General features: G+C 68.3%; 21 protein-coding genes. 14 read left to right on the top strand and 7 right to left on the bottom strand.

Annotation, left to right across the window (positions count from 1 at the left end; translation table 11 throughout):
• Positions 1–26: 26 nt before the first annotated feature.
• The 9 genes from AC5Y4Q_RS18810 to AC5Y4Q_RS18770 all read left to right on the top strand — a co-directional run bounded on the left by AC5Y4Q_RS18810 (position 27) and on the right by AC5Y4Q_RS18770 (position 10106).
• The gene (locus tag AC5Y4Q_RS18810; protein ID WP_125225687.1) at positions 27–1829 is read left to right on the top strand and encodes a penicillin-binding transpeptidase domain-containing protein; all 1803 of its coding nucleotides are present in this window, start codon (positions 27–29) and stop codon (positions 1827–1829) included.
• Positions 1830–1866: 37 nt separating this feature from the next.
• The gene (locus AC5Y4Q_RS18805) at positions 1867–2460 is read left to right on the top strand and encodes a DUF1707 SHOCT-like domain-containing protein (protein WP_064923985.1); all 594 of its coding nucleotides are present in this window, start codon (positions 1867–1869) and stop codon (positions 2458–2460) included.
• A 20-nt stretch (positions 2461–2480) separates the two neighbouring features.
• Positions 2481–3338: a type I methionyl aminopeptidase gene (gene map, locus AC5Y4Q_RS18800; protein ID WP_064923984.1), complete on the top strand. Its 858-nt coding sequence runs from the start codon at positions 2481–2483 to the stop codon at positions 3336–3338.
• Between the two features lie 82 nt (positions 3339–3420).
• Entirely contained in the window at positions 3421–3984 is a 564-nt protein-coding gene (locus AC5Y4Q_RS18795) for an alpha/beta fold hydrolase (protein ID WP_064923983.1), read from the top strand.
• A gap of 92 nt (positions 3985–4076) precedes the next feature.
• Positions 4077–5816, top strand: a complete 1740-nt coding sequence (locus AC5Y4Q_RS18790; RefSeq protein WP_499960005.1) for an AMP-binding protein — start codon at positions 4077–4079, stop codon at positions 5814–5816.
• 63 nt (positions 5817–5879) lie between these two features.
• Entirely contained in the window at positions 5880–7244 is a 1365-nt protein-coding gene (locus AC5Y4Q_RS18785; RefSeq protein ID WP_499959959.1) for a glutamine synthetase family protein, read from the top strand.
• Positions 7245–7257: 13 nt separating this feature from the next.
• Positions 7258–7971 (top strand): gamma-glutamyl-gamma-aminobutyrate hydrolase family protein, encoded by a 714-nt coding sequence (locus tag AC5Y4Q_RS18780; RefSeq protein WP_064923981.1) that lies wholly within the window; start codon positions 7258–7260, stop codon positions 7969–7971.
• Positions 7968–9329 (top strand): aldehyde dehydrogenase family protein, encoded by a 1362-nt coding sequence (locus AC5Y4Q_RS18775; protein ID WP_499959957.1) that lies wholly within the window; start codon positions 7968–7970, stop codon positions 9327–9329. Before AC5Y4Q_RS18780 ends, AC5Y4Q_RS18775 begins: the two co-directional genes overlap by 4 nt.
• Positions 9330–10106 carry a 3-oxoacyl-ACP reductase gene (locus AC5Y4Q_RS18770; RefSeq protein WP_064923979.1) on the top strand — a complete coding sequence of 259 codons (777 nt, stop codon included), beginning with the start codon at positions 9330–9332 and terminating at the stop codon, positions 10104–10106. It abuts the gene before it with no gap.
• Between the two features lie 4 nt (positions 10107–10110).
• On the opposite strand, the gene AC5Y4Q_RS18765 is transcribed toward AC5Y4Q_RS18770, so the two are convergent.
• From AC5Y4Q_RS18765 to AC5Y4Q_RS18755, 3 genes are all read right to left on the bottom strand, one after another.
• The gene (locus AC5Y4Q_RS18765) at positions 10111–10782 is read right to left on the bottom strand and encodes a hypothetical protein (protein WP_499959955.1); all 672 of its coding nucleotides are present in this window, start codon (positions 10780–10782) and stop codon (positions 10111–10113) included.
• A 34-nt stretch (positions 10783–10816) separates the two neighbouring features.
• Entirely contained in the window at positions 10817–12181 is a 1365-nt protein-coding gene (locus AC5Y4Q_RS18760; RefSeq protein WP_499959953.1) for an HNH endonuclease signature motif containing protein, read from the bottom strand.
• A 75-nt stretch (positions 12182–12256) separates the two neighbouring features.
• Positions 12257–13786, bottom strand: coding sequence for a PPE family protein (locus AC5Y4Q_RS18755; protein WP_499959951.1), 1530 nt, complete (start codon positions 13784–13786; stop codon positions 12257–12259).
• A 282-nt stretch (positions 13787–14068) separates the two neighbouring features.
• Here AC5Y4Q_RS18755 and AC5Y4Q_RS18750 point away from each other — a divergent pair, with 282 nt between their 5' ends.
• The 3 genes from AC5Y4Q_RS18750 to AC5Y4Q_RS18740 are packed head-to-tail and all read left to right on the top strand — an operon-like array spanning position 14069 to position 16369.
• A complete protein-coding gene (locus AC5Y4Q_RS18750) occupies positions 14069–14554 on the top strand; it encodes an oxidoreductase (RefSeq protein WP_499959950.1) in 486 nt (161 codons plus the stop codon).
• Complete coding sequence (locus AC5Y4Q_RS18745) at positions 14554–16044, top strand: molybdopterin-dependent oxidoreductase (RefSeq protein WP_064923849.1); 1491 nt, start codon at positions 14554–14556, stop codon at positions 16042–16044. The genes AC5Y4Q_RS18750 and AC5Y4Q_RS18745 overlap by 1 nt, the downstream gene beginning before the upstream one ends.
• 1 nt (position 16045) lies before the next feature.
• On the top strand, positions 16046–16369 hold the full coding sequence (locus AC5Y4Q_RS18740) for a hypothetical protein (RefSeq protein WP_064923850.1): 324 nt from the start codon (positions 16046–16048) through the stop codon (positions 16367–16369).
• Here the strand turns inward: AC5Y4Q_RS18740 and AC5Y4Q_RS18735 are convergent.
• The 4 genes from AC5Y4Q_RS18735 to mtr all read right to left on the bottom strand — a co-directional run bounded on the left by AC5Y4Q_RS18735 (position 16281) and on the right by mtr (position 21081).
• Positions 16281–16685: a hypothetical protein gene (locus tag AC5Y4Q_RS18735; protein ID WP_064923851.1), complete on the bottom strand. Its 405-nt coding sequence runs from the start codon at positions 16683–16685 to the stop codon at positions 16281–16283. The genes AC5Y4Q_RS18740 and AC5Y4Q_RS18735 overlap by 89 nt on opposite strands.
• 17 nt (positions 16686–16702) lie before the next feature.
• Positions 16703–17764, bottom strand: a complete 1062-nt coding sequence (locus AC5Y4Q_RS18730; RefSeq protein ID WP_499959948.1) for a hypothetical protein — start codon at positions 17762–17764, stop codon at positions 16703–16705.
• Between the two features lie 130 nt (positions 17765–17894).
• Positions 17895–19691 carry an acyl-CoA dehydrogenase gene (locus AC5Y4Q_RS18725; RefSeq protein WP_064923852.1) on the bottom strand — a complete coding sequence of 599 codons (1797 nt, stop codon included), beginning with the start codon at positions 19689–19691 and terminating at the stop codon, positions 17895–17897.
• Positions 19692–19701: 10 nt separating this feature from the next.
• Entirely contained in the window at positions 19702–21081 is a 1380-nt protein-coding gene (mtr, locus tag AC5Y4Q_RS18720; RefSeq protein WP_499959945.1) for a mycothione reductase, read from the bottom strand.
• 71 nt (positions 21082–21152) lie between these two features.
• On the opposite strand from mtr, the gene mqo reads away from it, so the two are divergent.
• Both mqo and cobA read left to right on the top strand, forming a co-directional pair.
• Positions 21153–22613, top strand: a complete 1461-nt coding sequence (gene mqo, locus AC5Y4Q_RS18715; protein WP_499959943.1) for a malate dehydrogenase (quinone) — start codon at positions 21153–21155, stop codon at positions 22611–22613.
• 20 nt (positions 22614–22633) lie between these two features.
• Entirely contained in the window at positions 22634–23851 is a 1218-nt protein-coding gene (gene cobA, locus AC5Y4Q_RS18710; RefSeq protein ID WP_064923854.1) for a uroporphyrinogen-III C-methyltransferase, read from the top strand.
• Positions 23852–23859: the final 8 nt, after the last annotated feature.

Below are 23859 nucleotides of genomic sequence, written 5' to 3'. Positions count from 1 at the left end.
GTGTCCATTTCGTAACATCAGCACCAATGGCAACAAAAACAACATCAGTATCGGCTGTGCTGTTGATGGTGCTCGCCCTGGCCGCCTGCACTCCCCGCCCGGACGGCCCGGCGCCCACCGCCGAGCGGTTCTTCGCCGCGCTGGCCACCGGCGACACGGCCGCCGCCGCCGAGCTCAGTGATGACCCCTCGACGGCCCGCAGTGCCCTCAACGCCGCCTGGGCCGGATTGCAGGCCGAACACCTCGACGCGCAGGTACTGGGCGCGCGCTACAACGACGACACCGGGACGGTGTCCTACCGCTATACCTGGCAGCTGCCGAAGAACCGGACCTGGTCCTACGACGGCCAGCTCAAGATGGTCCGCAACGAAGGTCACTGGGCGGTCCGCTGGACGGCCACCGGTCTGCACCCCCGGCTGGGCGAGCACCAGACGTTCGCGCTGCGGGCCGACCCGCCGCGGCGGGCCTCGGTCAACGAGGCCGGCGGCACCGACGTGCTGGTGCCCGGCTACGTCTACCACTACGAGCTGGATGCCGGCCGGGCCGGGCAGAACCTGATGCGCACGGCGCGCGCGGTGGTCGAGGCGCTGCGGCCGTTCGACGACACCCTGGGCGACCCGCAGTGGCTGGCCGAACAGGCCAGCTCCTCGATCACCCCCCTGGACCTGATCACGCTGCGCAAGAACGACCACGACCGTGTCGAAGCCGCCATCGCCCACCTGCCCGGGGTGGTGATCACCCCGCGTCCGGATCTGCTGCCCACCGATGACCGTTTCGCCCCGGCGCTCATCGGCGAGGTGAAGAAGGCCGTCGCGGCGCAACTCGAGGGCGAGGCGGGCTGGCGCGTCGTGAGCGTCAATCAGAACGGTGTCGACGTCGCGGTGCTGCATGAGGTCGACCCGTCGCCGGCGCCGTCGCTGACCATCAGCCTGGACCGATCGGTGCAGCGCGCCGCCCAGAACGCGGTCAACACCCGCGGTGACAAGGCGATGATGGTGGTGATCAAGCCATCGACCGGCGAGCTGCTCGCGGTTGCCCAGAATGCTGCCGCCGACGCCGACGGGCTGGTCGCCACCACCGGCCTGTACCCGCCGGGGTCGACGTTCAAGATGGTCACCGCCGGCGCGGCGATCGAACGTGACATGGCCTCCCCGAATTCGATGGTGGGCTGTCCCGGCGAACTCGACATCGGCCAGCGCACCATTCCCAACTACGGCGGGTTCGACCTCGGCCTGGTGTCGATGTCGCGGGCCTTTGCCAACTCGTGCAACACCACTTTCGCCGAACTGGCCAGCCGGATGCCGCCGCGGGCGCTGTCGCAGGCCGCCAGCCGCTACGGGATCGGGGTGGACTACCTGGTGGACGGCATCACCACGGTCACCGGTTCGGTGCCGCCGACGGTGGATCTGGCCGAACGCACCGAGGACGGATTCGGGCAGGGCAAGGTGCTGGCCAGCCCGTTCGGTGTCGCGCTGGCCGCAGCGACGGTGGCCGCCGGCAAGACCCCGGTGCCCCGGTTGATCCAGGGGCGGCCCACCGCGGTCAACGGCCCGGAGGCTCCTCCGGTGAGCAAGGAGATGCTCGACGGTCTGCGTCAGATGATGCGCCTGGTGGTCACCGACGGCACCGCGCGCGACATCGCCGGCTGCGGGCCGGTGTTCGGTAAGACCGGTGAGGCCGAATTCGCCGGCGGATCGCATTCCTGGTTCGCCGGCTACCGCGGCGACATGGCATTCGCCGCGCTGATCGTCGGCGGCGGCAGCTCGCAGTACGCGGTGCGGATGACCAAGGTGATGTTCGATTCGCTGCCGGACAACTTCCTGCTCTAAAGGCGCGCCCCCGCCGGCAGCGGTAAGTTGAGATGCCATGACCGGCATTGATGACGACGTGGCGGCGGTGCTGCGCATCTCGGATGCGGACCGCAACGGCACGCTGCGCCGCCTGCACAATGCGGTCTCCCTCGGGCTGATCGACATCGGCGAATTCGAGGAACGGGCGGCGCAGGTGTCGCAGGCCAGGCTGCGCTCCGAGCTCGACACGCTGATCGGGGACCTGCCCGGGCCGCGCGCCATCGTCACCTCGGCGGCCGACCGGGTCGAACTGCGCGGCTGGGCCGGCTCGCTCAAGCGGCACGGCGAATGGATCGTGCCGACCCGGCTGGCGTTGGTGCGGCGCCTGGGGTCTGTCGACCTCGACCTCACCAGGGCGCGTTTCGCCGGGCCGGTGGTCGTCATGGAACTGGATATGCGATTCGGCTCCGTCGGCATCCGGCTGCCCGACGGAGCGAGCGCCTCGATCGACGACGTCGAGGTCTATGGCGGCAGCGCCAAAGACCACCGCAAGGACGCCCCCGCCGAGGGCACACCGCATGTCGTGCTGGCCGGACGCGTGGTGTGCGGGTCGGTGGACATCCGGGGCCCACGGCGGCCCTGGCTCAGCCGGCAGCGGCTGCGCCGCTAGCGGGCCGTTAAGCTGGCGTAATGCCCGTTCGTGCCCCGCTTTCTCCCGGTGTGGTGTCTCCGACGCTGCCGGTGCCCCGCTCGATCCCGCGCCCGGAGTACGTCGGCCGCTCCACCGCCGCCGAGGGCAGCGAGCCGTGGGTGCAGACCCCTGAGGTGATCGAGAAGATGCGGGTCGCGGGCCGGATCGCGGCGGGCGCGCTGGCCGAGGCGGGCAAGGCCGTCGCCCCGGGGGTTACCACCGATGCCCTGGACCGCATCGCCCACGACTACATGGTCGACCACGGCGCCTACCCATCGACGTTGGGTTACAAGGGCTTTCCCAAGTCGTGCTGCACGTCGCTGAACGAGGTGATCTGCCACGGTATCCCGGACTCGACGGTGATCGCCGACGGTGACATCGTCAACATCGATGTCACCGCCTACATCGACGGCGTCCACGGCGACACCAACGCCACCTTTCTGGCCGGGGACGTTTCCGAGGAACACCGGCTGCTCGTGGAGCGCACCCGGGAGGCGACGATGCGCGCGATCAAGGCGGTCAAGCCCGGCCGCGCGCTCTCGGTGATCGGTCGGGTCATCGAGGCCTACGCGAACCGATTCGGCTACAACGTGGTCCGTGACTTCACCGGGCACGGCATCGGCACGACGTTCCACAACGGGTTGGTGGTGCTGCATTACGACCAACCCGAGGTCGACACCGTCATCGAGCCGGGAATGACCTTCACCATCGAGCCGATGATCAACCTCGGCGGCCTGGACTACGAGATCTGGGACGACGACTGGACGGTGGTGACCAGCGACGGGCGCTGGTCCGCTCAGTTCGAGCACACCCTGGTGGTCACCGACGAGGGCGCCGAGATCCTCACACTCGTGTGATTTCCCGGCTGTTTACTGTCGAGCTGCTGAGGACCTGCGAAAATCGCACCGATGCGGGCCCGCTGGCTGTAGCGTTGCGGAAATGCCTGGCACGATGATGACCATCGACGGGTTTCCGATCCCGGTCGATATCGCCGGCCCGCACACCGGGCCCGTCGTCGTCGTGCTCGCGGCCGCCCAACATCCGCTTACCTCGTACGACGCCGTCTGTCAGCGGCTGCACACCGCGTCGTTGCGCACCATCGTGATCGGCGCGGACCCGCGCCTGACGCCGAAGTCCGTGGTCGGAATCCTCGATTCGCTGGGAGTCCAGTGCGGCGTGCTCGTCGGTGACCGCACCGGTGGTGACAATGCCTGGGAGCTTGCGGCGACGCGCCCGGACCGCTTCACCGGCCTGGTGGTGCTTGACCGGGGACATCCGCGGGCGCCGGATCTGAACGGGGCGATCCGCGACGAACGCTGCCCACCGGTGGAGATCAACACGACCGTTCTGGTCAGTTCCCGGGCCTCGGCCTCGGTGGCCAGCGCCAGCCAGCGGTTCGTTTACGGCGACCACCGCCTGGTTATGCTGCCGGGGCGCCGCAGCGCGAGCGAGTTCACTGCGCAACTTGCGATGGAGATCGTGTTGCGGGCCAGTACCTGGTAGGGGTCGGCGGGAAGAGTATTTTCGGCATAGCCGAGCGTCATCGGGGGCGTCGGCTTCACAAAAATCGAATAATCATCCTTTGGGGGGTGCAAGTGTTGTCGTGGGGACATTCGATACCGGCACTGCTGCGTGAACGTGCTCAGCAGTGGCCGGACCGGCCGGCGTACACCTTTATCGACTACGAGGTCGATCCAGCCGGCTACGCCGAGACACTGACCTGGTCGCAGATCGCCCAGCGCACCGAGTCCATCGCCGTCGAGGTGGCCGCGGTGGCATCGCCGGGCGACCGTGTCGCGCTGCTCGCACCGCAGGGCCTGGAGTACATCGCCGGCTTCTTCGGTGCGATGGAAGCCGGCTGCATCGTGGTGCCGCTGCCGGTACCGGCGTTCGGCAGCCACGATGAGCGGGTCACGGCGGCCCTCAAGGACTGTGCACCGGCAGCGGTGCTCACCACGTCGGCGGTCGTCGGCGACATTCAGGCGTGCATCGGTGCCCTGGGCGGAAACCCGCCGGCGATCATCGAGATGGATCTGCTCGACCTCGACTCGCCGGTGACCTGGAACGGGGCCGGGGCGCTGACCACCAAGACCGCGCTGCTGCAGTACACCTCCGGCTCGACCGGCTCGCCGCGCGGCGTCGTCGTCTCGCACCGCAACGTCTTCGCCAACATCGAGCAGGTGCTGGCCGATTACTTCGCCGACGAGGGGGGAGAGGCACCGGCCGACCTGACCCTGGTGTCGTGGCTGCCGTTCTACCACGACATGGGCCTGCTGCTCGGCGTCATGGGCGCCGTCACCCTGGGCCGCCAATCGGTGGTGATGAGCCCGATCGGCTTCCTGCAGAAACCGGCCCGCTGGATCCAGCAGCTGGCGATCAACCCCTGCTCGTTCACCGCGGGGCCGAACTTCGCCTTCGAGTTGGCCGCGCGCCGCACCACCGATGAGGACATGGCCGGTCTGGATCTCAGTGGCGTGCACACCATCTTGTCCGGCAGCGAACGCATCCACGCGGCGACCATCCGCCGGTTCACCGAGCGGTTCGCCCGTTTCAACCTGCCGGCCAATGTACTGGCACCGTCTTACGGGCTGGCCGAAGCGATGGTCTACGTGGCTTCGGCGCCGCGCGCGAACCGGCCGGTGACCGTCCGGCTCGACTACGAGAAGCTGGTGGCCGGCACCGCGGCAGCTGACCCCGCCGGCGCCGACCTGGTCAGCATCGGTGCCCCGCGCGCCTGCACGGTGCGCATCGTCGACCCCGAGACGCGTACCGAGCGGCCAGACGGTCAAGTCGGGGAGATCTGGATCCACGGGCCCAATGTCTCCAGCGGGTACTGGCACAACCCGGAGGCGACCGAGCGCACCTTCGGCGGGCGGCTCGACGTCCCGACCCCGGGCACACCGGCGCAGCCGTGGTTGCGCACCGGGGACCTGGGCGTCATCTACGACGGTGAGCTGCTGGTCGTCGGCCGCATCAAGGACCTGTTGATCGTCGACGGCCGCAACCACTACCCCGACGACATCGAAGCCACCGTGCAGGAACTCACCGGAGGCCGGGTCGCGGCGGTGCCGGTGACCGGGGACGGGCGCGAGCAGTTGGTCGTCATCGCCGAAATCAAGAGCCGGGGCACCCCGGATGAGGAAGCGCAGTGGATACAGACGCTGAAAAAGGATGTCGCCGCAGCCGTTTCGCGATCACACGGGGTACGGGTCGCCGATCTCGTGCTGGTCGCCCCCGGCTCACTGCCGATCACCACCAGCGGCAAGATCCGCCGATCGACGTGCGCCGACTGCTATCGGTCGCAGCAGTTCCGTCGGCTGGAGCCGATCGGCTGACGGCGGGCGGGTAGCCTGACAGCACTCAACGTCAGGGGGGACCGTCGTCGGTGAAGGAGCACAATGACCCGGCCCGCGATGCTGTCCCAAGTCGAACTGCAGCAGCTGGTCGGATGCGGCGAGATCGACACCGTGGTGGTGGCGCTCACCGACATGCAGGGCCGGCTGGTCGGTAAGCGGGTCGCGGCGCAGCACTTCCTCGACGAGGTCGCCGGGCACGGCGTGGAGTGCTGCAGCTACCTGCTGGCGGTCGACGTCGAGATGAACACCGTTCCCGGCTACCCGATCGCGGACTGGGGCACCGGGTACGGCGACCTGGTGCTGCGACCCGACTTCACGACGTTGCGGCGCATCCCGTGGCTGCCCGGCACCGCCCATGTGCTGGCCGACGCCTTCTGGCCGGACGGTAACCCGGTCACGGTGGCGCCCCGCCAGATCCTGGCGGGGCAGATCGCGCGGCTGGCCGAGCGCGGGCTGGTGGCTTACGCGGCAACCGAACTCGAGTTCCTGGTCTTCGACGACAGCTACCGGCAGGCGTGGGCTGGTGGTTATCGCGGCCTGACACCCGGGACGGACTACAACGCCGACTACGGCCTGGTCGCCGGTACCCGGTTGGAGCCGCTGCTGCGCGACATCCGCTTGGGCATGGCCGGTGCGGGCATGCGCTGCGAGGGCGTCAAGGGCGAGTGCCACACCGGCCAGCAGGAGATCACCTTCCGCTATGAGGAGGCGCTGGTCGCCTGCGACAACCACAGCGTCTACAAGAGCGGTGCCAAGGAGATCGCCGACCAACACGGCAAGAGCCTGACGTTCATGGCCAAATTCGACGAACGCGAAGGCAACAGCTGCCATGTGCACCTGTCGCTGCGCAGCAGCGAAGGCACCGCGGTGTTCGCCGATCCGGCTGCCCCGCACGGCATGTCGGCGTTGTTCCGCAGCTTTCTGGCCGGCGTGTTGGCCACCTTGGCGGAGCTGACGCTGTGCTACGCGCCGAACATCAACTCCTACAAACGATTCGTCGGCGGCAGTTTCGCTCCCACGGTGATCGGGTGGGGCCTGGATAATCGCACCTGCGCATTGCGGGTCGTCGGCCACGGTGATTCGCTGCGGGTGGAGTGCCGGGTACCCGGCGGCGACGTCAACCCCTACCTGGCGGTGGCGGCGCTGATCGCGGCGGGCCTGCACGGGATTGACAATGATCTGGAATTGCCCGACCCGGTCGACGGTGACGCCTACCGCGCCGGATTGCCGCACCTGCCCTCGACGCTGGCCGAGGCTGCCGAGGCGTTCGCCGAATCCACGGTGGTGCGCAAGGCGTTCGGCGATGACGTCGTCGCGCACTACCTGCACGGCGCGCGGGTGGAGTTGGACGCGTTCAACACCGCGGTGACGGACTGGGAAAGGGTCCGGGGTTTTGAACGGTTCTGAACCCGATCGCCCGGTGGTCGGCTTGACCACCTACCTGGACCGGGCGCAGACCGGTGTGTGGGATGTGCGCGCCGGCTTGCTGCCCGCCGATTACCTCGAGGGCATCACCGCCGCCGGCGGTATCGCGGTGCTGCTGCCGCCGCAGCCGGTGACGCCCGAGATCGCCGCACGGGTGCTCGACGGGGTTTGCGCCCTGGTGATCACCGGCGGCAGGGACCTGGACCCCTCCGGCTACGGCCAGGCCGCGCACGCCGAAACCGATCGGCCCGACCCGACGCGGGACGCCTGGGAGTTCGCACTGCTGGCCGAGGCGCTGCGGCGCGGGCTGCCGGTGCTGGGGATCTGCCGCGGTGCCCAGGTGCTCAATGTCGCATTCGGCGGGACGCTGCACCAGCATCTGCCCGACGTGCTCGGCAACGCCGGCCACCGGGCCGGCAACGGCGTGTTCACCCCGATGCCGGTGCGCACCGTGGCCGGTACCCGGCTGGCCGAGTTGATCGGCGAAACCTGCGTAGTGCAGTGCTACCACCACCAGGCGATCGCCGAGCTGGGTGACAAGCTGGTGGTCAGCGCGCGCGATGACGACGGTGTCATCGAGGCGATCGAGCTCCCCGGGGAGGATTTCGTGGTCGCGGTCCAATGGCATCCGGAGGCGTCACGCGAGGACCTGCGTTTGTTCACCGCGATCGTGGACGCGGCGCGCAACTATGCACAGGTGAACCGATGACCCACGACTTAGTCAACCCGGCCACCGGGAAGGTGTTCACCGCCGTCGAGCACCTCGACGCCGCCGCGGTCGACGACGCGGTGCGCCGAGCGCAGGCAGCGCAGAAGCGATGGGCGCGGCGCGCGCCGGCCGAGCGGGCGGCGGCGTTGCGGGCCTTCGCCGCGGTGGTCGACGCCCACGTCGAGGAGCTGGCCGCACTGGAGGTGACCAACGCCGGTCATCCGGTGGCGGCCGCCGAGTGGGAAGCCGGCCATGTCCGCGACGTGCTGCAGTTCTACGCGGCCAGCCCGGAACGGTTGTCGGGTCAACAGATACCGGTGGCCGGCGGGTTGGATGTGACCTTTCACGAGCCGCTCGGCGTGGTGGGGATCATCACCCCGTGGAACTTCCCGATGCCGATCGCCGCGTGGGGCTTCGCCCCGGCGTTGGCCGCCGGGAACGCGGTGTTGATCAAGCCCGCCGAGTGGACTCCGCTGACCACCCTGCGGCTGGGCGAGCTGGCCGTCGAATCCGGATTGGAGCCGGACCTTGTGCAGGTGCTGCCCGGCCCGGGCGCGGTGGTGGGGGAGCGGCTGGTCACCCACCCGGAGGTGGCCAAGATCGTGTTCACCGGCTCCACCGTCAACGGCACCCGGGTGCTGGCCACCGCGGCGGCCGGGGTCAAGCGGGTCACGTTGGAGCTCGGCGGCAAGAGCGCCAACATCGTGTTCGCCGACTGCGACCTGGAGCGGGCGGCGGCGACGGCGCCCTACGGCGTGTTCGACAACGCCGGGCAGGACTGCTGCGCCCGCAGCCGGATCCTGGTGCAGCGCAACGTTTATGACCGTTTCATGGAGCTGCTGGAGCCCGCCGTGTCCGGTGTCGTCGTCGGCGACCCGACCTCGCGCGACACCGAGATGGGTCCGCTGGTGTCGCGGCCACACTGGGAGAAGGTGGCCTCGTATGTGCCCGATGACGCGCCGGTCGCCTTTCGTGGTCAGGCGCCGGACGGCCCTGGGTTCTGGTTCCCGCCGACAGTGCTGACCCCGGCGCCCACCGACCGTTGCGTCACCGAGGAGATCTTCGGCCCGGTGGTGACGGTATTACCGTTCGAGGACGAAGCCGACGCCGTGGCGCTGGCCAACGACACGGTGTATGGGCTGTCGGGGTCGATCTGGACCGACGACCTCTCGAGGGCGCTTCGGGTGTCGCGGGCGGTGGAAGCCGGCAATCTGTCGGTGAATTCGCATTCCTCGGTCCGCTTCAACACCCCGTTCGGGGGCTTCAAACAATCGGGGCTGGGCCGCGAGCTGGGTCCGGATGCCCCCCTGGCCTTTACCGACACCAAGAACGTATTCATCGCAGTGAAGGAGATGTGAGTGACCGATCTGACCCAGCGCCTGGCCGGGCGGGTTGCCGTGGTGACCGGTGCGGGCGGCGGAATCGGCCTGGCGGCCGCCCGGCGCATGCACTCCGAGGGCGCCCGCATCGTGGTCGGCGACCTGGACCCGTCGGCGGGCGCCGCGATCGCCGATGAGTTGGACGGTCTGTTCGTGCCGGTCGACGTCTCCGATCAGACGCAGGTCGACGCGCTATTCGACACCGCGGCCGCGACGTTCGGCGCGGTCGACATCGCCTTCAACAACGCCGGTATCTCCCCGCCCGACGACGACCTGATCGAAAACACCGAACTGCCTGCCTGGCAACGGGTTCAGGACGTCAACTTGAAATCGGTGTACCTGTGCTGCCGGGCGGCACTGCGGCACATGACGCCGGCCGGGCGTGGCTCGATCATCAACACCGCGTCGTTCGTGGCGGTGATGGGCTCGGCGACATCGCAGATCTCCTACACCGCTTCCAAGGGCGGTGTGCTGGCCATGTCGCGGGAGCTCGGAGTGCAGTACGCCCGACAGGGAATCCGGGTTAACGCGCTGTGCCCCGGGCCGGTGAACACTCCTCTGCTGCAAGAGCTTTTCGCCGCCGACCCCGAACGGGCGGCGCGCCGGCTGGTGCACGTACCGGTGGGCCGCTTCGCCGAGCCGGAAGAGATCGCGGCCGCAGTGGCGTTTTTGGCCAGCGACGACGCATCGTTTATCACCGGCTCGACGTTTTTGGTGGACGGCGGGATCAGCTCGGCCTATGTGACCCCGCTGTAGGCGGTTAAGGCCCGTCGGCGTGCCGATGCTTGCGGCGGTGCCCGACTTGAGCGACGCATCTGTTGGCGGGACACGCCACGGTCTCCCAACGCGGCGCCCACGTTTCGGGTTGCCGGAACCGGCAGGGGGTACGAAACTCAAACTCGTTCTCGCCGTTTCTCCGGTAGATCACCCGCATAAGCCAGGAGTTCATGTCCGCCACGAACCCTTTGCTTTCATATTCGCCGGTGCACAATGTGATTGATTCCCACATCATCCGCAGGCCAACCATCGCACTGCTGACATGCGACAGCTTCTCCTCGCTCCGGTTTCTGTCCACGCGGCCGTAGGCCCACAGGATCGGGTCGGTACCACGTAGCGCCAGGTACGCATCGAAGTCGGTGCGCGGGTTATGACGTGTCCGCTGGAAGGTGATGGTGTTCGGGATGTCTGCTGAATCCGTCTCAATCATCTGTTCGTTGAACGTGACGCGCCACCATTCGTCCTGGCCTCCGACCTCTCCCCAGCCGCGAGCCGACGCCAGCAGGCTGGCCAGGTCATCGAGGCCGGGGACGGTGATGTCCTGGAGGCCGGGAACGAAGTCTTTTGCCGGAAATGCGGCGCGGCGTTTCGCGCCGGCAGCTACATACCGGAATTCTTCTGCGACGAAATCGGCGGTCAACGCCTCGGTCTTCATGCCTCCGGACGCTACGGCAGGCTACCGACAGCGACTAGGGCACGTTGTCGTCTTCGCTGTCGCGCAAGAGTTTTTCCGGGTGGTGGTAGTGGTTGGTGCGGGGTTGGCCGTGGTCGAGGTGTGGTGGTGGCAGGGTTTCGGTGGTGCCGTTGTGGAGTTTGCGGGTGGTCCAGCCGCCTGAGGTGAGCAGTTGGTGGTGGGGGCCGCAGCGCAGGCTGAGGGTGTCGATGTCGGTGCGCCCGGTTTTGGCGTAGTCGTTGTCGTGGTGGACTTCGCACAGGTAGCCGGGAATGGGGCAGCCCGGGTGGCTGCAGCCGCGTTCTTTGGCATACAGCACGATGCGCTGGGCTGGTGTGGCTAGGCGTTTGGTGTGAAACAGTGCCAGTTCTTTGGCGCCGTGGTAGATCCGCAGGTAGTGGTGGGCGTGGGAGGCCAGGGCGATCACGTCGCGCATGGGTAGCCAGCTGCCGCCGCCGGTATGGGCTTTGCCGGTGCCGGATTCCAGATCGGTCAGGGTGGTCGAGACGATGATGGTCGCGGGTAGTCCGTTGTGCTGGCCGAGGTCTGCGCTGGTCAGCAGGGCGCGGCCCATGGCGGTCAGGGCGTCGTGGTTGCGTTGGGCGGCGCTGCGCACATCGGCCTGGATCTGGGCTTGGCAGGGGGTGCCGCTGGTGCAGGGGGTGGGGTCGGCGGGGTTGCACATGCCGGGGCCGGCCCAGCGGGCCAGCACGGCGTCAAGGGTGGCGCGGGCCTGAGGGTCGAGGTGGCCTTTGATCGGGGTCATGCCGTCGCGGTCCTGGGGGCCCAATACCAGGCTGCGGCGTTTGGCGCGGTCGGCGTCGGTGTAGTTGCCGTCGGGGTGCAGGTGATCGGCCATGCGCCCGGCGAGTTTGGCCAGCTGCTCAGGCCGGTACTGGCCGGCCAGCTCGGTGAGCTCTGTTTCGGCCTGCACCAACGTCGCGGTGTCGAGACCGTCGGGCAGGTAGTCGAAGAATTTGCGGATCACTTCGATGTGGGCGGCCCCGATCGCTCCGGCGCGTTGGGCGGCGGCCACGGCAGGCAACACCGGTTCCAACGGTTCGCCGGTCAGGGTGCGGCGCGGGCCCAGCTCGGCGGCCTCGGCGAGGCGGCGACCGGCCTCCCCGCGGCTTAGATGCAGTTCGTCGGCCAGCACCCAGCGTGGCTTGCCGCCCAGTTCGGCCGGGTCGGTGGCGGCAACCTGGTTGACCAGCGGATGCTCCAGCGCCGGCAGCCGGCGGCGCAATCGCTCGCAGCGCTGCAACAGCGCCACACACTCCCGCGGTGTCAGCGCCGAGAAGTCCAGCTCCAGCGCCCGATCCAGCTCAGCCGCCAGCGCGTCGAAGACTTCGACGATCTCTTTCCGACTGTTCGAACGCATGTGCGAATCGTAGCGAGAGGCACCGACCAATAAATCGCCTGTGACGCAAGTGAATAAAGTGGCGTAGGCCAACGGCTAACGGTCCGTTTTCCCAACGCACCAGCCATCCGGCAGCATCGGCATGCGCGGCCCGCCGCCGAAGCCGTCGCCGGCCACCGTGGCCAACCCGCTGGGCGCCCCGGCACCGACCTTCCGGCTGGTTCCAGCAAAGCCCCGGGACCCCGCGCCACGATCCGCTGCCACTGCCGCGGGGCCGATCGGCATATCCAGATCCATGTACTCATCGCCGTAGCCGCGTAGCCCCACCCGCCGGCGCCCTCGCCGCCGCTGACCCGCCTCCGCTCGGGCGAGGGGCGCGGTGGCCCGAGCGGCGGCTCCCTGGGCGTCCGGCTCCTGCGCTTTGTTGCCCATTCCCGAACCGAACCCGATGTCGGGCCCGCCCCCACCGACGAGATAGCCGAACGCCTCCAACCCGGCAACCGGCGGGGCGGCGCCCGGCGGCGGCAAGGCGGGCGGGGGAGCGGCCGCGGCGGCCGGCGCCGGCGCCGGGGCGGAGGTACCCGACGCGGCAGCAGTGCCCACGGCCGTCGGGGACGGCTGCATGCCGACCGCTGCTGGCGGGACTCCGGCCGGCACCACGGCGGGCTGCGGCAGCCCGGCCAGCCCCGCCAACCCGGCCAGGCCGCCCACCGCCGTCACCGGGGCCTGCAACAGCGGCAACATCGCCGGCAGCAGCTGTGGGAAGTTGTACACCAGCTGGACAAGGTCGAAGATCCGGTGCGTGATGAGCTGGACCCCCGCCAAGGCGATGACGAAGACCAGCTGGGCCGGGTTGTGCGCGAAGGCCAGGGTCTGCGGATCGTAGAGAAACAGCCCCTCGACGAAGCTGGTCCCCATGTCGCTCAAGGCGCCGCCGAAATCTGTTCCCGGAGGGAACGGGGTGAAAGGATTGCCGGGCCAGATCAGTTCCAGGAGGCTGTGGGCGCCCTCGAACTTCTCCAGCTGTGCGATCAGCGACGACAAGTCGAACGGATCGCCGGTGGCCGCCACCGGCTGCGATGCCTCGGCGTTGACGATTCGTGGTGCCGGCGCGGCGGGCGGAGCAGCGGCCAACGTTGCGGCGGACACCGTCTGATAGCCGGACATGGTGGCGGCCGCCTGAACCCACAGGCGTGCGTAGTCGGCTTCGTTGGCCGCGATCGGGATGGTATTGACGCCAAAGAAGTTCGTTGCCACCAGCACCGCATGCACGGCATGGTTGGCGGCCAGCTCCGCCAGGGTCGGCATCGTTGCGACAGCGACTTCGTATGCGGCCGCGGCGATCTCATGCTGCACGGCGATGCGGGTGCTGGCAGCCGCCGACTGCTCCAACCAGGCCACGAACGGCGCATGGGCGTCGAGGTAGGACTGCGCGGCGATACCCTGCCAGACCCCGGTCCCGGCGGCGTTCAATGCGGCGCTGAGTTCCTCGGCCGCAGCGGCGTATTCGGCGCTCATCGACGACCACGCGGCGGCCGCCCTGAGCAGCGACCCGGCTCCGGGGCCGCTGTTCAACAACGCCGAATGCACTTCCGGCGGGACGCCCATCCATACCGGCGCAGACATCGCCGCTCATTCGACCGGCGCCGGGCAGGCGCCGTCGCGCGGTAGCAGCAGGATTCTCGCCATGTGGCGCCCCCGGCGCAGTCGGAGCAGGATCATTGTCAGGCTAGTCCCGAGTCCGCCCTGATGCGAGGACTTGCCGGAGCGATTGCGGGTCCTTGGCGCCGGCTCGACCCGAGCGCCCGGAATCGCCACCTGCACAGCGGCACTGAGTCAACGAGGGGCGGGATGGTGGCGGCCGCGCAGGATGGTTTGCCGCCCCGCGGCGCAGGGTACGCAGCCGGCGTGAGCTCTCTCCTCCGGCGCACGGGGCTGCACCAGCTGCACCGGATGCTGCGGTTGGGCGGGTATGTCGCATTCGACCTTCCGCGGACGGTGACCGCACTCGGTGGTCTGCTGCTGGTGGGCCTCGCGGCAGCTCATGCCTACGTCGTGATCCGGGAGCGAGCGCTGCCGGCGTCCTTCGGGGTCTACTCCGCGCTGCTGATCAGTGGTTGCCTGCTGGCCGCGGGCATCATGTGGCTTGCCGTCACCCCCCGGCTGCCACCGCTGGGGTGGCTGCTCGGCGATCTGCTTTCGGTCGTCTTTCTCGGGCTGTACCTGGTAAGCCGGGCCGGCAGTTGGCCGGGTCTGGTCGCCTTGACCGGACGCTGGGACATCGCACCCGGCACCTGGGCCATGGCCTGCGCAGCCGGTTTCCTCGCGGTGCACATGTCGGTGTTGCTGCGGATCAACGTCGCCTACCCCCAACACCAGGGCTGGCACGACTGATGACGACACTCGATTTTCCCGCTTGGCTGCGCATCGAGCACTGGCTCAACTTCCTCTTTCTGACGTTGCTGCTGCGCAGCGGCATCGAGATACTTTCCACGCACCCGAAGCTGTACTGGAACGAGCACAGCAAACCGGGCACCGAGTGGGCACGCTTCACGCCCCGGGAAATGCCGACCGACAAGCTCTATGACACCCTCGACGAGGAAGAGGACTACAGCTCAGTCGTTGCGCTACCCGGGCACAAGAAGCTGGGCATGGGGCGGCACTGGCACTTCATCTCGGTGATGGGCTGGATCGCGGTTGGATTGTCCTACTACATCCTGTTGTTCGCGACCGGCCAATGGCATCGCTACTGGCCGTATTCGTGGTCGATTTTTTCGGAGGCCTGGAACGACGTCGTCACCTACCTGACGTTCAACCTCCCCCCGCTGCTGCCCGGCGAGCCGCTGGATGCCATCCAGAAGCTGACCTATGCCGGCGTCATCTTTGTGCTGGCGCCTTTTCAAATCCTCACCGGCGCCGCGCAATCCCCGGCGATCGAGGCGCGCTTCCCGTGGTATGTCCAGATGTTCGGAGGCCGGCAGTGGGCACGCAGTCTGCACTTCGTCGGGCTGGCCGCGTTCCTGGCCTTCATCGCGATCCACCTGTCGATGGTGTTCTTCTGGGGCTGGGGCCAGCTCACGTCGCTGATGATCTTCGGCGCGGTGCGCAACATCAACTGGGCGACGTTGTGGTCGCTGGCCATCATTGCGGCGGTCGTGGCCGTGCATGTCGCGGCGACGGTATGGAGCCTGCGGCGGCCCACCCAGGTGCACCGCATTCTGGGCAGCATTGTCACCCGGGCTCGGCTGATCCTGCTGCGGCCGTTGAATTCCCGGCAGAACTACCCGCCAGGCAAGATCTCCGAAGAACACCGGGTCAACGGCAAGCCGCCCTGCTCGGATGAGTACAAGGTGATGGCGGTACACAACTTTGCCGACTGGCGGCTGCGGGTCGGCGGCCTGGTGGAGAAACCGGTGACCTTGGACCTCGACGCCTTGCGGGCGCTGGGTCAACCGGAAACCCAGCGGGTACTGCACAACTGCGTCCAGGGCTGGTCCAGCATCGGCCAGTGGAGTGGAATTCACCTGAGCCGGCTGCTGCAGGAGGTGCGCCCGCTGCCGCAGGCCCGCTACATCTGCTTTCTGACCATGCAGGACACCGGCCGCGACGAACCCAGCGCGGAGGGATCGGGGCAGTTCTACGAGGTGATGGACCTGGAACTGGCCTACAAGCCGCAGACGATCCTGGCCTACGAGATGAACGGCAAACCCTTACCGATCAAGCACGGCGCGCCGTTGCGGTTGCGGGTGGAGACCCAAGTCGGGTTCAAGATGGCCAAGTGGATCAACCAGATCGAGTTCATCGACGACCATTCCGGCATCGGGATGGGCCTGGGCGGCTGGCGTGAGGACAACGTGCACTACGACAAGGATGTGGAGATCTGAGATGGCCGAGGAGGCGATGGTGCGCCCGGAACTGGTCCGGCTGCAGGCCACCGAGCGCCAGCGGGTAACCGAGCAGCTCGCCGCCAAGGGCGGGCACTGTGAGTGCTGTGGCGCAACGGACTTCAGCGTCGGCGACGCACTGTATCTGGGGTTTTTGTTCCTGGACGAAGACGACGACGCCTACATGGTGGCGTTGACGTGTCGCAACCCGGAATGCGCCAAACCACGGACGGCGATCAGGCTGCGGGAGAGGGATTTTCTGGACCGCGACGCCGGCCAGGCGCGCGCCGCGAGTTGGTCCGTCGAGGTCCCCGGTGCCGCTTAGCTTTTGCCGGTGCCGGCACGGTGAACACCGGTTGCGTGAGTCCGAAACGATCGATGAGTTCGGAGAGCCCGCGCAGTTCGGTGCACAGCACCTGGAACCGTTGTTCGTCGGCGCCTTCGAGCCTGCCCTGCGAGCTGTAGAGCACCAGCCGCCGCAGCCGCCCGGCCAGCGCCGTGCCCCATCGGACGGACAGGTCGTAGCTCTGGTCTTGGGTGACCTCGGTCTTCTCGCCCAGGTGCTTGAGTTCCCGGATCTGCTCGGCGATCCACTCGAAGTCGTCGTCGACACCGAAGACGTTCGCTGCGGACGTGCTCATCGGTGTCCCTCCTGGGCTCAGAGATGCGGTTTGGCGACGCTGATCACATACGGCGCCCCACGCAAGGTCAGGAACACCCGGTGCGGACCGATCGCCATCCCGGACAGCGGTGCCGAGCGGGCCTGTTCCGCACCGAGACCAGCGCGGTAGTCGACGACCTTGACCGTCGGGATGATGTCGTCGGGGTAGCCGGTGAAGCTCGCCGTCTCCAGGGTCACCAGCTGCTGGTCGGTGGCGGCGTAGATCCTGGTGTCGTCGGTGCCCAGATAACGGATCGGTGACGACGGCAGGCCGGCGTGCCCCACCACCTCCAACCCGTCACCGCCACGACCGGATTCGACCGCATACAGCACCCCGTGATCGTGGTCGGCGACATAGGTGCGCGTCACCTTGGTGCCGTCCCCGGCCGACGCGCCGACGTGCATGGCCAGCGAGCCCCGCTGGTCGGGTGGCGACGAGTGGCCCTTGAAGTAACGGATGCTCGAGCGCCCGTAGAGGTGGTAGTCGATCTCGCGGCCGCGGGTGGAGCCGTCGATCGAATCCGCCGGCTCACCGGGTATGCGGGCCGCCGGTAATTTGCGGTAGCCGTATTGCTCCACCGGAGTCACCGTCGAGCCATCGGCCGACAAGGCGAGCAGCACCCGCAAACCGGCATCCTCGGACAGGTAGGCCGGAGCGGGGCCGGCGTCCACCTGCTCGACGGGCTGCAGGCTGGCGAGGTCGACGACGGCCACCGTGCCGCGGCCGGGCTGAGGAACGAAGACGTGCCGGTCGTTCATCTGGCTGATCTGCACGTTGCGTCCGGCGCTCAACGGCCCCGACAAGGTGGTGCGCGCCGCGTCCTGGCTCGCGGCACCGTCGACCTTTGCCAACCGCTGATCGTCGGTGAGCCCGATCAGGGCGCCGGTGCCATACGACCACACCGGTTCGTGCAGGGGCACGCTGACCCGGGCCAGCGTCACCTCGGGGGCGCCCTCCGGCTGTTGCGGTGACGAGCAGCCCGCTGCGACAAGGGCTGCGATGGCCGTGCTTGCCCCCCAGGTCCGCGCCCGGTGACGTCTCGGGCAAGTGGCCACCATCGCTGACCGTCCTTCGGTGTTGCTGTCGACCTTTCGGTGCAGTACCCCGACAATCAGGTCGTTACACACCGAGGAAGTTCAGCCTGCCTGAGCCCGCGGGGCATCCGGGGTCCCACGGCGCCGGTCGCACCTAGAACCAGTCGGGCTGCATCTCGATCGTGGTGCGATCCAGGCGCTCCAGCAAGTCGAGCTGCGGGCCGGTCTTGGGCAGCTCGTAGCGGAAGAAGTACCGGGCGGCCTGGCGCTTGCCGTCGTAGAAATCCCCGGTGCGTCCGCCGACGGCCAGTAACTGCTCCAGCCACATCCAGGCGATCACCACGTGACCGAAGGCCTCCAGATAGACGGCGCTGTTGGCCAGCGCGGCATCGATGTCACCGGCGGCGAACATGCCCGCGGTGACCGCGACCAGCCGCTGGATCACCGCGTCGAGTTGCGTTGCCGCCTCGGCTGGTTCGCCACCGGCCCGGCGACCGGCCGCGATGCTGTCCGTCATCGCCTGGTGCAGGGCGGCCAGGCTCGCCCCGTCGCGTTGGGTCACCTTGCGGCCCAACAGGTCCAGGCTCTGGATGCCGTGGGTGCCCTCGTGGATCGGATTGAGCCGGTTGTCCCGGTAATGCTGTTCGACGTCGTACTCGCGGGTGTAGCCGTAACCGCCGTGCACCTGGATCGCCAGGTCGTTGGCCGCCAGGCACCACTGCGAGGGCCAGCTCTTGGCAATCGGGGTGAGGATGTCCAGCAGGGCAGTAGCGTGATCGCGTTCGTCCTCGGATTCGGCGGTGCGCGCGATGTCGACGAGTCGCGCGCAGTACAGCGCCAACGCGAGCGCCCCCTCGACATAGGACTTCTGGGCCAGCAGCATCCGCTTGACGTCCGGATGCTCGATGATCGGGACCTGCGGCGTCGCCGGGTCTTTCGCTGACACCGGCCGGCCCTGCGGCCGGCCGCGGGCGTACTCCAGTGACTTCAGGTAGCCGGTGTAGCCCAGCGCGATCGCGCCCATGCCCACACCCAGCCGGGCCTCGTTCATCATGCGGAACATGTAGCTCAGGCCGCGGTGCTCGGCGCCCACGAGATAGCCGACCGCGCCCGGTTCGCCGCCGGGCCGGTGGCCGCCTTCTCCGAAGTTGAGCACGGTGTTGGTGATGCCGCGGTAGCCCATCTTGTGGTTGAGCCCGGCCAGTACGACGTCGTTGCGCTCACCCAGCGTGCCGTCGGGATTCACCAGATATTTCGGCACGATGAACAGCGAGATGCCTTTGGTGCCGGTCGGGCCGCCAGGGATCTTGGCCAGCACCAGGTGGACGATGTTGTCGGTCAGTTCGTGATCGCCGCCGGAGATCCACATCTTGGATCCGAACAACCGGTAGGTTCCGTCAGCGCGCGGTTCTGCGCGGGTGGTGATGTCGGCCAGCGACGAACCGGCCTGGGTCTCCGACAGACACATCGTCCCGGTGAAGCGGCCGGCGATCATCGGTTTGACGAAGGCGTCGATCTGGTCGGGGTTGCCGAATTCGGCGAGCAGGTTCGCGTTGGCCATCGTCAGCATCGGATACCCGGCGGTGCTGACGTTGGCGGCCAGCAGCCAGGCGAACCCGGCCTGGGCCACCGTCGCCGGCAGTTGCGCCCCGCCCAGGGCGTAGTCCATCGCCATGCCGATCAGCTCGGCGTCGGCGCAGGCCGCCAGCGCCTCCTTGACCTCGTCGATGATGATGACGGTCTTCCCGTCGAAGGTGGGTTCCTGGGCGTCGCTCTTCTTGTTGTGCGGGGCGAAGTATCTGCTCGCCAGTTGTTCGCACAGATCCAACGTGTCGCAGAACGTCTCCCGGGAGTGCTCGGTGAAGCGGGGACGTCGGGTCAGCTCGTCGACGCGCAGCCAGTCGAACAGTAGAAACTCCAGGTCTTGCCGCGACAGCAGGGTGGACTTCATCGGATCCCTTTCACTCCAGGCCCAGTAGCGCGTTCTCCACGACCTCGGGCAGCGCCGGGTGGATCCAGTACTGACCGCGGGCCATCTCCGGCGCGGTCAGCCCGAAGCTCATCGCCTGGATCAGCGGCTGGATGATCGACGACGCCTGATGGCCCATGATGTGCGCTCCCAGCAGCCGTCCGCTGCCTCGTTCGGCGATCAGCTTGACGAACCCGGTGGTGTCCTCCATCGCCCAGCCGTAGGCGACGTCACCATAATCCTGAACCTTCACCGAGACATCGAAACCCTGTGCCACGGCCTGCGTTTCGCTCAACCCGACAACGGCGATCTGCGGATCGGTGAACACCGCGAACGGGACGTAGCGGTGATCGGTGACGCGCATGGACGCGGTGTCCTCCCAGTCGCACAACAGATTGTGCTGCACCACCCGGGCCTCGTGATTGGCGACGTGCTTGAGTTCGTAGGGGGAGGAGACGTCGCCGAGCGCGAAGATCCCGGGCGCACTGGTTCGTTGGTATTCGTCGACCACCACCCGACCATTGACGACGTCGACGCCGGCCTGTTCGGCATCGAGCAGGTCGCCGTTGGGCACCCGGCCGGTGGCCACCAGCAGTGCGTCGGCACGCAGCAGCGACCCGTCGTCGAGCTGCAACTCGACACCTGAACCGGCATTTCGGGCGCCGGTTACAGTGCGGTGCGCCCGCAGGTCCCACTTGCGCGCCGCGAGATCGGTGTAGCGCTGAGCCACGGTTTCATCGGTGTACCGCAGCATCGTCTGGCTCCGGATCACCACGGTGACCCGGACCCCGAGGGCGGAGAACACGTGGGCGAACTCGGCAGCCACGAACCCACCGCCGATGATCACCAGGTGCTCGGGCAACTCGGCGATGCGCATCACGTCGTCACTGGTGTAGTAGCGCACGCCGCTGTCGGCGATCACCGGTGGAATCCAGGTCCGCGCCCCGGCGGCGATCACCACCTGGGTGGCGGAGAACTCTTCACCGGTGGTGGTGCGCAATACGTACCTGCCGTCGGAGTTGACCGGCGCGAATCCGGTGTGCGCGGCGTAGACGTCGACGTTCGGCAGGCTGCGCCGATACCGCTCGCCGCCGGCGGCGATCGGGTCGATGCGACCGAACACCCGCGAGACCATGTCGGGCCAGCGCACCCGATCGATACGGGCATCGATGCCGTAGCGGGCCGCGTCGGTCACCGTCTGCGCAACCTCGGCGGCGTAGACGAACATCTTCGTCGGGATGCACCCGACGTTCAGGCAGGTGCCGCCGAAGGTGCCCTGCTCGCAGATCGCAACCCGCTTCTCGGCGTAGCGGTCATCGAGAATGCTGTTGCCCGAACCGGTTCCGGTGATCGCCAGATCGTAGCTTTCCACTGGTGTTTCCCATCCGCCGCGCCCGCCGTCTTCGCCAGCCTAAAGGGTGTGCCCCGATTAGCCTGAGCCCTGTGCCCACCGCCGCCACCACCGACATCGCGCTGATCGGCGCGGGCATCATGAGCGCCACTCTCGGGGCGATCCTGCGCCGGCTGGAGCCGGACGCCTCGATCACCGTCGTCGAACGATTGGACGCCGCCGCCGGCGAGAGCAGCGACCCGTGGAACAACGCCGGCACCGGGCACGCCGGGCTGTGCGAACTGTTCTACACGCCGCAGCGGCCCGACGGCTCGATCGACATCGCCAAGGCGGTGCGCGTCAACGAGCAGTTCCAGGTGTCCCGCCAGTTCTGGTCGTATGCGGTGCAACACGGCATGCTGGATCAGCCGCGCACCTTCGTCAACCCGGTGCCGCATGTCAGCTTCGTGCACGGCGCCGCTGGCGTGGACTACCTGCGTCGCCGCCATGAAGCGCTGGCGCCCAACCCCCTGTTCGCCGGCGCCGAGTTCATCACCGACTTCGACGAATTCGCCGCCCGGCTGCCGTTGATGGCGGCCGGTCGAGACGTCGGTGCCCCGGTGGCCCTGGACTGGTCGCCCGACGGCACCGACGTCGACTTCGGGGCGCTGACCTCCCAGCTGATCGGTTACGGAGCGCGGCACGGCAGCGCGGTGCGCTTCGGCCATGAGGTACGCAGCCTCGAACGGGAATCCGACGGCAGCTGGGCACTGGGACTGGCCAACCGCCGAACCGGTGAAACCGCAAGGCTCAACGCCAAATTCGTCTTCATCGGGGCCGGGGGCGCCACACTGGGTCTGCTACGCAAGGCCGGTATCTCCGAAGTCCGCGGCTTCGGCGGATTCCCGATCGGCGGGGTGTTCCTGCGCTGCGGGGACCCGGAGATCACCGACCGGCACCGCGCCAAGGTGTACGGCGCGCCGGCCCCGGGCGCACCGTCGACGACCGCGCCGCACCTGGACGCCCGGGTGGTCACCGGCGCGTCGTGGCTGCTGTTCGGGCCGTTTGCCGGCTGGTCGCCGAAGTTCCTCAAGCACGGCCGGGTCACGGATCTGCCGAGGTCGGTCCGCCTCGACAATGCGGCTTCGCTGCTGGGCGTCGGGATCGCCGAACGCGCACTGGTCGGCTACCTGCTCGGCCAACTGCGCCGAACTCACGCAGGCCGTATCGAGGCGCTGCGGGAATTCGTCCCCGACGCGCGCGACCGGGGTTGGTCGCCGCTACGGGCGGGCCAGCGGGTGCAGGTGATCCGGGGCGGGCGACTGGAATTCGACACCACGATCGTCAACGCCGCCGATGGCAGCATCGCGGGGCTGCTCGGCGCCTCCCCGGGCGCGTCGACCGCGGTGCCGGCCATGCTCGAGGTGCTGACGCGCTGCTTCCCCGGCCGGTTCACCGGCTGGCTGCCCCGGCTCAAGGAGATGGTGCCGTCGCTGGGCGTGCGGCTCGCCGAGGAGCCCGCCCTGTTCGAGCAGGTGTGGGAGTGGGGTAGCCAACAGCTTCAGCTCCGCTGATGGGCCACTAGAGTTGCCGGGTGACCGAGAACCCATATCTGGTCGGGCTGCGGCTGGCCGGCCGCAAGGTTGTCGTGGTGGGCGCGGGCAGCGTCGCACAGCGGCGGCTGCCGCTGCTGGTGGACAGCGGCGCCCAGGTGACGGTGATCGCCCCGAGCGCGACCCCGGCGGTCGAGGCGCTCGGTGAGCGCAAGCCCGGCATCACGCTGGTGTCGCGCGGCTACCGCGACGGTGACCTGGCCGACGCCTGGTACGCGATCGCGGCCACCGATGACGCGGATATCAACGCCGCCGTGGTCGCCGAAGCTGACCGACGCCGGATCTTCTGCGTGCGCGCCGATCTCGCCGTCGAGGGATCGGCGGTCACACCCGCCACCTTCGGCTACGCCGGTCTGTCGGTCGGCGTGCTGGCCGGCGGGGAGCACAGTCGGTCGGCGGCGATCCGATCGGCGATCCGGGAGGCCTTGCAGGACGGCACAATCACCCTGGAAACAGCGGCGACCTCCGATGTGGTGCGCGGTGGCGTGGCGCTGGTCGGCGGCGGGCCCGGCGATCCGGAACTGATCACAGTGCGCGGTCGGCGCATGCTCTCGCACGCCGACGTCGTGGTGGCCGACCGGCTCGCGCCGGCGGAGTTGCTCGCCGAACTGCCGCCGCACGTCGAGGTCATCGACGCCGCCAAGATCCCCTACGGGCGGGCGATGGCCCAGGACGCCATCAACGCGCTGATGATCGAGCGCGCCTCGGCCGGCAAGTTCGTGGTGCGGCTCAAAGGCGGCGACCCCTTCGTGTTCGCCCGCGGTTACGAAGAGGTGCTGGCCTGCGCCGATGCCGGGATCCCGGTGACGGTGGTGCCCGGTGTGACCAGTGCCATAGCCGTGCCGGCGCAAGCCGGGGTCCCGGTCACCCACCGCGCCGTGAATCACGAATTCGTGGTGGTCAGCGGGCATGTGGCACCGGATGACCCCGAATCGTTAGTGAATTGGGATGCGCTGGCCGCGATGCGCGGCACCATCGTGTTGCTGATGGCCATCGAACGCATCGAGCAATTCAGCGCGGCGCTGCAAAAAGGCGGCCGACCTGCAGATACGCCGGTGTTGGTGGTGCAACACGGCACCACGCCCGCCCAGCACACGCTGCGGGCCACGCTCGCCGACGCGCCCGAGAAAATCCGCGCCGAGGGTATCCGGCCTCCGGCGATCGTCGTCATCGGGGCCGTGGCCGGCTTCGGGGTTTAAAGACCTCT

Source organism: Mycobacterium sp. NGS16 (assembly GCF_059813225.1).
The sequence above is the reverse complement of the archived record's forward strand: the minus strand, read 5'-3'. Positions and strand labels throughout refer to the sequence as shown.

Excerpts from the sequence above, each read along its gene's own strand:
- AC5Y4Q_RS18765 (WP_499959955.1), bottom strand. The coding sequence starts at position 10,782 with ATGAAGACCGAGGCGTTGACCGCCGATTTCGTCGCAGAAGAATTCCGG.
- AC5Y4Q_RS18805 (WP_064923985.1), top strand. The coding sequence starts at position 1,867 with ATGACCGGCATTGATGACGACGTGGCGGCGGTGCTGCGCATCTCGGAT.
- AC5Y4Q_RS18730 (WP_499959948.1), bottom strand. The coding sequence starts at position 17,764 with ATGGTGGCCACTTGCCCGAGACGTCACCGGGCGCGGACCTGGGGGGCA.
- AC5Y4Q_RS18795 (WP_064923983.1), top strand. The coding sequence starts at position 3,421 with ATGCCTGGCACGATGATGACCATCGACGGGTTTCCGATCCCGGTCGAT.
- AC5Y4Q_RS18810 (WP_125225687.1), top strand. The coding sequence starts at position 27 with ATGGCAACAAAAACAACATCAGTATCGGCTGTGCTGTTGATGGTGCTC.
- AC5Y4Q_RS18735 (WP_064923851.1), bottom strand. The coding sequence starts at position 16,685 with ATGAGCACGTCCGCAGCGAACGTCTTCGGTGTCGACGACGACTTCGAG.
- AC5Y4Q_RS18725 (WP_064923852.1), bottom strand. The coding sequence starts at position 19,691 with ATGAAGTCCACCCTGCTGTCGCGGCAAGACCTGGAGTTTCTACTGTTC.
- AC5Y4Q_RS18775 (WP_499959957.1), top strand. The coding sequence starts at position 7,968 with ATGACCCACGACTTAGTCAACCCGGCCACCGGGAAGGTGTTCACCGCC.
- AC5Y4Q_RS18745 (WP_064923849.1), top strand. The coding sequence starts at position 14,554 with ATGACGACACTCGATTTTCCCGCTTGGCTGCGCATCGAGCACTGGCTC.
- AC5Y4Q_RS18785 (WP_499959959.1), top strand. The coding sequence starts at position 5,880 with ATGACCCGGCCCGCGATGCTGTCCCAAGTCGAACTGCAGCAGCTGGTC.
- AC5Y4Q_RS18740 (WP_064923850.1), top strand. The coding sequence starts at position 16,046 with ATGGCCGAGGAGGCGATGGTGCGCCCGGAACTGGTCCGGCTGCAGGCC.
- AC5Y4Q_RS18760 (WP_499959953.1), bottom strand. The coding sequence starts at position 12,181 with ATGCGTTCGAACAGTCGGAAAGAGATCGTCGAAGTCTTCGACGCGCTG.
- map (WP_064923984.1), top strand. The coding sequence starts at position 2,481 with ATGCCCGTTCGTGCCCCGCTTTCTCCCGGTGTGGTGTCTCCGACGCTG.
- AC5Y4Q_RS18755 (WP_499959951.1), bottom strand. The coding sequence starts at position 13,786 with ATGTCTGCGCCGGTATGGATGGGCGTCCCGCCGGAAGTGCATTCGGCG.